Genomic DNA, 1,851 nt, shown 5'->3' with positions numbered 1-1,851 from the left:
CCTGCGTTCCGCGTAATTCAGCGGGCTGGAGGCTCGGATTCGGGGTCTGGCCTGGGGTGACATGGGTGTGGGCGCCTGGAGGGCGTTTCTCTAGGCGGTGGCGGAGGTGCTGGTCAGCGGGGTGCGGTCTGAAGGTCGATGATCTTCTTGGGGTGGTCGATACGGAGCTTGGAGAGCAGGTCGATCTGGGATTTGGTCAGGTCGGTGACCTGACGGAATGTCCCGGTGGGGCCGGTGAAGGTGCCCAGGTGGAGGCGGTTGAGTTCGCGGCGGGCGTGCTGCCAGGTCGTTCCTGCCGTGGTCTCAATGATGCGGATGAGCAGGAGGGCGAGCCAGCAGAGGATGACGTGGGCGCGGATGCGTTCTTCGAGCCGGTGATAGACCGGCCGCAGGTCGATGATCTGTTTCATGTCGCGCCAGCCCCGCTCGACCTCCAGGAGCTGCTTGTAACCCAGGGCGATGTCCTCGGCCGGCAGGTGCGGGTCTGAGCAGCGCAGCAGGTACTTCCCGTCGAGGTTCTCCTCGAACTTGATCTTCTTGTGATCGATGCGGAGCTTGCCTGCAGGGGTGGTGCGCAGGTAGCGGTTCAGGCCGGGCTTGCCGGCGATCTTCCCGCGCAGCTCACCCCGCTTGAACTCGCTCAGGGTGTCGGTGCCGTCGATCAGCTCGGTCAGCTGGGCGACGAACTGCTCGCGCATGTGGGCGTCCCGCTGGGCGGCTTCGGGGTTATGGCAGATCACGAATCGTTCGGTGTCGCTGATCCGGACTTCCTTCACGCGCATGTTCTCGGCGATGTCGGCATAGCGGCCCTGGCGGGCCAGGGCCGCCGTCACCTCGGGCGACCCGGAGCGGAGCTTCTCACCGATGATGTAGGCGTGATCGCCCTGGCGCAGGTAGCGGCGGTTGCGTTCGCTGGAGAACCCCCGATCGGTCACCCACACGATCTTGCTGAGGGTCCAGTCACGCATATCGTCCTTGACCTGGCGGATCAGGGCTTGGTCTGCGGTGTTGCCGGGCCAGGACCAGCAGCGGACCGGGATGCCGTCCCTCGTGACGGCCATGCCGATCACGATCTGCGGGAGATCGTCGCGCGAATCCTTGGACTTGCCATAGGTCCGGAACCCGGCCTCGTTACCGGCGTCCTGCCCGTCGGTGGCCCTCTCGCCCCGCTCGTCGCGGCCGACCGGCTCGTCGGCCTCCCCGAGCTCGAAGTAGGTGCTGGTGGTGTCGAAGAACAGCAGGTCGACCTCAAGGTTGAGCAGGTTCGCGACCTCGTCGAACACCTGCTTTTCCAGCTCGTCACGGACTTCGTGCAGCCAGTCCATCGCCCGATAGCAGGCGTCGTCATCGACGGTGGCCAGGCCGTCGATGTGGACGTCGTGGTTCATCCACTCCGCGGCGGCGAGCTTGGAGGACGGAGCCAGCGCCCGGTTGGCGACCAGGCCGAACAGCACCCGCTCCGTGACGGTCATGTTCCGGCGGCGGCCGCGTTTGGGCTGCCCGACCCGGCCGACGATCTGATCGATCCGCAGCCGACACCACATCTGGTCGAGGACGTGCGTGCCGCCGAACGGCACCGACGACACGTACTCCAGGTCCGAGGCCGTCGTTGCTGCCAGCGCGTCTCCCGGCTCCAGCAAGCGCGATAGAGACGTGACCAGCCGCTTGACCGCTTCCCGGTCCAGCTCGTCCTCACGGCCGAACGTGAACAGGACCTTCGGCACCGCCCGGCCCTTCACCGGATCCCACTCGTTATGCGCCAGATGCAGGTACCGGACCGTCCCGGACTTGTTCTCCCGCTTCGTCGTCTTCACGTACACGACTCCAGACATTATGGCCCAAGCCCAGGCC

General features: G+C 66.0%; 1 protein-coding gene. It reads right to left on the bottom strand.

Translation table 11 applies throughout. The features are described 5' to 3' along the window. Window positions 1-113: 113 nt before the first annotated feature. Window positions 114-1,814, bottom strand: a complete 1,701-nt coding sequence (locus tag AB0I79_RS63280; protein WP_357896384.1) for an IS1634 family transposase — start codon at window positions 1,812-1,814, stop codon at window positions 114-116. Window positions 1,815-1,851 lie beyond the last annotated feature (37 nt).

This window comes from Nonomuraea sp. NPDC050202 (assembly GCF_040656115.1).
Classification (GTDB): Bacteria; Actinomycetota; Actinomycetes; order Streptosporangiales; family Streptosporangiaceae; genus Nonomuraea.
Note: the sequence above shows the minus strand (reverse complement) of the source record. Positions and strands in the feature narration are given on the sequence as shown.